The 6594-nt window shown below is 62.3% G+C and carries 7 protein-coding genes; 4 read left to right on the forward strand and 3 right to left on the reverse strand.

Annotated elements, in window-relative coordinates; all coding sequences use genetic code 11:
* Window positions 1-594 (reverse strand): response regulator (locus R3280_RS15385; protein WP_318999493.1); only part of this gene is annotated, 594 nt, incomplete at its 3' end.
* Between the two features lie 191 nt (window positions 595-785).
* On the opposite strand from R3280_RS15385, the gene R3280_RS15390 reads away from it, so the two are divergent.
* The 4 genes from R3280_RS15390 to R3280_RS15405 all read left to right on the forward strand — a co-directional run bounded on the left by R3280_RS15390 (window position 786) and on the right by R3280_RS15405 (window position 3816).
* On the forward strand, window positions 786-1655 hold the full coding sequence (locus tag R3280_RS15390) for a hypothetical protein (RefSeq protein WP_318999494.1): 870 nt from the start codon (window positions 786-788) through the stop codon (window positions 1653-1655).
* A gap of 125 nt (window positions 1656-1780) precedes the next feature.
* Window positions 1781-3226, forward strand: a complete 1446-nt coding sequence (gene sbcB / locus R3280_RS15395; protein WP_318999495.1) for an exodeoxyribonuclease I — start codon at window positions 1781-1783, stop codon at window positions 3224-3226.
* Window positions 3227-3238: 12 nt separating this feature from the next.
* Window positions 3239-3514 carry a hypothetical protein gene (locus tag R3280_RS15400; RefSeq protein WP_318999496.1) on the forward strand — a complete coding sequence of 92 codons (276 nt, stop codon included), beginning with the start codon at window positions 3239-3241 and terminating at the stop codon, window positions 3512-3514.
* The gene (locus R3280_RS15405) at window positions 3487-3816 is read left to right on the forward strand and encodes a type II toxin-antitoxin system PemK/MazF family toxin (protein WP_318999497.1); all 330 of its coding nucleotides are present in this window, start codon (window positions 3487-3489) and stop codon (window positions 3814-3816) included. Before R3280_RS15400 ends, R3280_RS15405 begins: the two co-directional genes overlap by 28 nt.
* A gap of 59 nt (window positions 3817-3875) precedes the next feature.
* On the opposite strand, the gene R3280_RS15410 is transcribed toward R3280_RS15405, so the two are convergent.
* Both R3280_RS15410 and R3280_RS15415 read right to left on the reverse strand, forming a co-directional pair.
* Window positions 3876-5876, reverse strand: a complete 2001-nt coding sequence (locus R3280_RS15410; protein ID WP_318999498.1) for a hypothetical protein — start codon at window positions 5874-5876, stop codon at window positions 3876-3878.
* A 196-nt stretch (window positions 5877-6072) separates the two neighbouring features.
* Window positions 6073-6594: flagellin (locus R3280_RS15415; RefSeq protein WP_318999499.1), on the reverse strand; the 522-nt coding region annotated here is incomplete at its 5' end.

The following is a 6594-nucleotide window of genomic DNA, read 5'->3' on the forward strand; positions in this document are numbered from 1 at the left end:
GGTGGTCTCCACGGCGGCGGACAGGGCCATGCTCAGCTCCGAGCGCTCGATCATCGCCACCCGCGGTACTGGCAGCTGCACGAACACGTTCAGCAGGCGGGCCAGCAGGTCGGCCGCTCGCCCCATGGCGACGTTGGAGATTTCCTGGAGGTAGTCGTGCAGGGTCAGGGCTGCACCCAGGCTGGCGGCTTCGGTATCGGGGCTGGCCGTTGTCAACGCCTCGCCCGGCCGGTAGAGGCCGTAATCCTGCAGCAGCGTAGCCAGAAGTTCCGGGTCGGTGGGTTTCTTGATGAAATCGATGGCGCCCATCTTGCGGACCCGTTCCCGGGCCTGGGGCTGGATGTCCCCGGAGACCACGATGGTCAGGACCGGAAGGTCTTCGCGATTGATGGCTTCAAGAACGGCGTAGCCATCCAGTTCCGGCATGTTGAGGTCGAGAAAAAGGGTGTCTGCCTGGCCTGCCCGGATCTGTTTGAGGGCGTCGTGGCCGTCAACGGCGAAGCGGGTCTGTACCGGCCAGTCCGCCGGCAGGGCCCGTGCCATCTGCTTGCGGGCCATGGCGGAATCGTCACAGATCAGTACTTGCATGGTCATAAGTTATCAAATGCCGTTGCTGATATGGCCCGTTGTGACATCAATCACGACCTTGGCTGTGGTGGCTTCGGTATAGTGTCGCTGCGGTCAATCATAACTTGCATTTCAAAAATAGTGACCGTGGCAGGGCCTATAAAAGCATAAAAAGCCGCCTTTTGCCGACAAGCTTCTTAATTCAGAGACACGACGATATGAACAGGGATGCGTACGTTTACGCCTTCCCCGGCCTGTTATGCCTGTTCTTGGGCGGGCATGCACAGGCGGAGCTGACGCCGATCTCCGACAGGGAGTTGGGACAGGTCCAGGGGCAGGCCATGATCGCCGTTGACCGCACCATCGGCGCAACGGAGCAGTTCACCCGGGTAACCCTGGGGATGGATTCGGAAATCCAGACCAACATCGACACCCTGGCTCTGGGGGAGGGTACCGACGGAGCGGACCTGGCCATCGGCCAGCTTTCCTTCGGCCACATCGCCCGCGACGACACCCAGGTCCAGATCGACGGCCAGACCTATGCGGTGGGCGAGATTGTGCCTTTCGTCGGCGCCGACCCCTATTTCGAGCTGGCCGAGCAGAACGGTGAAGTGGTGGGCTTCCGTTTCGGCCTCAATAAGGCCCGCGGCACCCTGTCGGGCGATATCAGCAGTTTCAGCGGCAATCTGGGCCTGCAGATCGACGACGGCACCGGCACCCAGACCCCGGCAACCCTCTTCGACGCCACCACCACCGCGACCCAGTACCGCGCCAGCCACATTGGCCTGGCCGGTGCCGACACCAACTGCGCCACCGGCGTTCAATGCGCGCCCCTCAGCAACCTCAAGACCCTGGACATTGGCGTGGCCAACGGCGACGGTACTGTGGGGTTTGCCGAGGACTTCTTCCTGTCGTTCCAGAAGCAGGCGGTGGAGTGGGCCGATGTGGACGGCGGCGCACCGGTCAGTGCCAACCCCGGTGTTTTCTTCAATCTGCCCACCAGCATGAGCATCGATCTGCAGACCCTGCAGAACGGCATTCCCAGGGCTCGAACCGAATACATTGATCGGGGTATGGGGCTGTTCTAGGGAGCCTCTGGATGCCAGCGGTCATCCAGGAGTTAATCAGAGGCTCCCCGGGCGCGAGCGGCGGGAGGATTTGCTAGACTGCGGCGATTATTCGCCAGAAGTCACCCGCCCAGGAGCCGCCGTCCGTGATTCGCTCGTTTTACTGGCACGATTATGAAACCTTTGGCGTGGACCCGGTCCACGACCGTCCTGCCCAGTTTGCCGGCGTCCGCACCGACGCCGACCTGAACATCATCGAAGAGCCGCTGGTCATCTACTGCAAGCCCACCGACGACTACCTGCCGGACCCGCAGGCCTGCCTGATCACCGGTATCACGCCGCAAAAGGCGCTGGCGGAGGGCTACCCGGAGTCGGAATTCATCGACCTGATCAACCGGGCCTTCAGTGAGCCCGGCACCTGCGTGGTGGGCTACAACAGCCTGCGTTTCGACGACGAGGTCACCCGGCACACCCTCTATCGAAACCTGCGGGACCCCTACGCCCGGGAATGGCAGAACGGCAACTCCCGCTGGGACATCATCGACATGGTGCGCCTGACCTATGCCCTGCGGCCTGAGGGCATTGAGTGGCCGGTGAAAGAGGACGGCACCCCCAGCTTCCGGCTCGAGGAGCTCACCGCCGCCAACGGTATTGCCCACGAGAGCGCCCACGATGCCATGTCAGATGTGGAGGCCACGCTTGCGGTGGCCCGGTTGATCCGGGAGCGCCAACCCAAGCTGTTCGAGTTCGTGATCAACAACAAGGACAAGCACTCCGCCCGGGCCATGCTGGACACCGCCAGCATGAAACCGGTATTCCACGTTTCCGCCAAGTATCCCGCCAGCCGGGGCTGCTGTGCCATGGTAGCGCCGGTGGCTGAACATCCCAGCAACCGCAATCTGGTGATCGTCTACGACCTGCGGGAAGATCCCACCGAGCTGCTCACCGCCACACCTGAAGAAATCCGCGCCCGCGTGTTCACCTCCCAGACGGAGCTGGGAGAGGGTACCAGCCGATTCCCGCTCAAGGGGGTTCAGCTCAACAAATGTCCGGTGCTGGCACCGGCCACCATGCTCAAGACCCTGTCGCCGGAGCGCCTGGACGCTCTCGAGCTGGACGGCGACCGCCTGCGCCAACACTTGGCCCTGCTGCGTCAGACCCCGGATCTGGCGGCCCGAATCGCTGAGGCTTTCGACCAAACCCCCGAGGGCGACCTGACCGACCCGGACGAGCAGCTTTACGCCGGCGGCTTCATCAGCAAGGCCGATCGGGAAAAGCTGGACTGGCTGCTGAAGCAGCCGGTGGAAACCCTGGGGGAGCAGGAGATTCGTTTCGAGGACCCGCGGCTGGCGGAAATGGTCTTCCGCTACCGGGCCCGGAATTTCCCCGATACGCTGACAGGGGAGGAAATGGAGAAGTGGGAGCAGTTCCGATCAGGGCGCCTGATGAACCCCAAGAAAGGCTGGCGCTCACTGGAAGCCTACGGCAGTGAACTCCAGCGCCTGGCGGCCGACCCGGACCTGACACCCCGCAAGCAGCAGATTCTGGAGGATCTGCATCTTTATGGTGAGTCGCTGATTCCGTATATGTAGGAGCGGATCAATTTGCCCGCCACCTACCCGAGTGCCAGAATAGCAAAACGCCAGCAAGCCAGGAGGCGCCAGGTGTTACAAACCATAGAAGCAGTGATTGATGAGCAAGGTCATGTCAAATGGCTCGAGAAGGTCTCGATAAAGGGATCACGGAGAGTCCTGATTACTTTGTTGGATGAAGATGAATCTCAGGATGAGGTCCTTCATGCCGCGGAATCCGCGCTGAAAGAGGATTGGCTCAGGGAAGAGGAAGATGAGGCGTGGAACCATTTAAAAAAGGAAGTGTAATACTGGTCAGATTTCCCTTCTCGGATCTTTCCAGCGAAAAATTGAGACCCGCCGTCATCATTGCCAATGTTGGGCAGGGAGACTTCATTCTCTGCCAAGTCACTAGCAGACCCTACGATGCCCGAGCAATAGAGTTGAGGAACCGTGATTTTGCTACGGGCTCCTTGCAGAGGGTCAGCTATGCCCGCCCCGGAAAACTGTTTACAGCCAATAGCTCCATTTTTCTCAGGGAAGTTGGTGAGCTGGACCTGTTGGTCGTGGAGCGGTTGACGCAGGCTGTGATAGATATCGTGCTCGGCTGAATTCTGTGTCTTTGGGGTCAGATGAAATCCTCATCTGACCCCACATTCACACGATCAGCTCACCGCCGCCGCACAAAGTAGACACTCAGATTCTGCCCCACCAGACTCTGAACCTCACTGCCCAGGGCCTCGGCCTGGATCTGGCGCTGCACCGGGCCAGTGGCCAGGCTGTGGCCGTCGCTGTCGCGGGCTTTCAGCAGTTTCCACTCAACCTCGTTGCTTACCATGGCCAGCAGTTGGGCCAACTGGTCGGTGTCCTGGGGGCGGAACCAGCGGTCCTGGCAGCCGCCCAGGCCGTAGAAATCGCTGTCTGCCAGCAGATCCTGCCAGACCGGGTCCTGGCGGTTGTTCAGCACGATGCGGCGAAGCCGGCGCAGGTTGGTACGGGTCGGCGCCAGTTTGTGGTCGGCGATCAGGGCCCTGAGCTGGCGGTCACCAGGAGTTTGCTCGGCCAGGCCGGTGTGCATGTGGATCACGCTGCCGCCGGCGCAGGCGCTGTTGACCAGGGCCGGCAGGGAAACCTGCGTCATGGCTTTTGAGGGCAGGCGGCCCACTTCCAGCCAGTGCACCTTGTGGCCGTCGGCGACAAAGCGCTGGGCGATGGACCAGGGCCAGAACACGATGTTGGTCAGCCCCAATTCCTCCGCCCGGCGCGTGGCTTTGGCGATGTTGGCCAGGGACTCGTCCACGGCCACCACTTCCACATCGTCCAGGTAGTGGGCCAGCTCCAGGGCCCGCTGGCCGGATTCGGCGCCGCAAATCATCAGTCGCAGTGTGTCGGGCAGGGTATCGACAGGCAGCTTCAGTTCGGAGGCGATCAGCGCTTTGAGGCTGGTTTCGTTACGGTAGGCCAGGTGTGCCCAGCTGGGCCAGGCCTGGGGCACGTCCACTTTGTCCAGGCACAGCTCCGCGGTCTTTTCGTCAAAATTCTGCTTGATGGCTTCTTCGGTGGCGCGGTCGTAATAGCTGGTGGCCATCAGGGCCTGTAGCCCCAGCGGCCAGTCCACCAGGTTCCACTGGCCGAGGCCGGCGGCGAAGGTCTGGTGGAAAAGGGCGCCGTACATGGCGCTCAGGATCAGCGAGCCCACCAGGTCGTCCATGGGCTCGGCCATGCTGATCTGGGCCTGCAGGCTGTCGTTGATGGCGGCCACCAGGTTGTCTTCGTCGTCCTGCGCCGCGAGGGCGTAGCCGGTGCGATCGGCGTAGCGGCCGATGGCCATGGCCAGGCTCTGGAGTTCGTCCCGAAGCTCGGCGGTGGTGGCCACTTCCGCCAGGATGGCCCGGCGTAGACCAACCACCAACTCTTCCACCGCCGGGTCCGGCATCAGGGTTTTCTGCAGTGCCAGCAGGAGGAGTTCGTCGTTGGCGGCCACGTCCAGGTCAATGGCGGCATCCGGGTTGTCCAGGCCATAGCCATGGTGAATCACCGCCGCCACGAAACGGCCAATCTGCTGGTGGGGTAGGTCGTCCCGGCGCAGCAGCGCCAGGGCATCACCCGCCAGCTCGGCGTCAGTACGGGATACCTTCAGGTTCTCGGCGCAGACCAGCATGCCGCTGTATACCGAGGCCCATTCCACCCCCAGCTGCAGCAGCTTGCGGTAATGCAGGAAGGCCACGTCGAATTGTCCCTGTTGCCGCTTGGCGTGGGCAACGCCGCAGAAAGCGGCGGCGGATTGCCGGTCCAGCTCCAGCGCCTGCTGGAAGTACTGTTCCGCCAGTGCCGGGCGCTCGGATTTCAGCGCCCAGTAGCCCAGGTTGGTGTACTGCTGGGGCTGGTCGGGGTTCTGCGCCAGGCTGGCGGTGAACAGCGCCTGGGCCCGCTCCAGCATGCCGTCATCCATCTCCACACGGCCCAGCAGCCCCAGGCCGGCTGCGTTCGCGGGCTCCAGGGTCAGGGCTTCGGTCAGCAGCCGGCGGCATTCCTCGCGCGCGAGTACGCGGCGGATGTTGCGGCTTTCAGGGTTGTTGGACTCGCTGTAAGCCGCATTGGCTTCCAGCAGCAGGCGCGCGACCTGGGCCTGGCGAACGGTGGAGGGCTGGGACTGATGCTGTGCGTACATGGAACACCTCGTTGTGATCAGGCCGCGAAGGAGCGGGGCGGCAAGAGTCTGCATGCTTTTGACGGTTTAAAGGCTCGTTGCAGAGGGTGTTGCGAAAGCTGTGCCAGGATTTCAGGAGCAGGCCGAACTTATCGACTTTTGAGCTTTTAACGAAAAAAGCCGGCAGATGCCGGCTTTTTCGGGTTTATTGCAGGACTTAGCCCTGGAGCAGCTGCAACACCTGCTGGGGTCTTGCGTTGGCCTGGGCAAGGATTGAAAGGCCTGCCTGCTGGAGGACCTGGGTGCGGGCCAGCTCCGCAGTTTCTGCCGCAAAGTCCGCGTCGCGTATTCTCGAGCGGGCCGCCGACAGGTTCTCGGAGGTGGTGCTCAGATTGGCAATGGTGGATTCCAGCCGGTTCTGAGCCGCGCCCAGGTCGGCACGGATGCCGCTGATGCTTTCAAGAGCGGCGTCGGTGATAGCAAGTGCGCTGGTGGCCCCCTCGAAGGTGCTGATGTCGATGCCGCTGACATCCTCCTTGGCCGACCCTACGGCCGTGTTGGCCGCCACATTAAGAATGCTTCCGCCGGTTGCGGCATCAACGTTGGACCTGACTGCAAAGCTTACCGAGGAATCGAAGGTGATTTCTCCAGCGGCCCTGGAACTGTCGGTGGTAGAACCCGCGGCTCCATCAAGGGTGATGGCCGCAGCGTCTGCCTCAGCTCCGCCACGGAAGCTGAC

It is taken from the genome of Marinobacter sp., from assembly GCF_033722195.1.
GTDB lineage: Bacteria > Pseudomonadota > Gammaproteobacteria > Pseudomonadales > Oleiphilaceae > Marinobacter.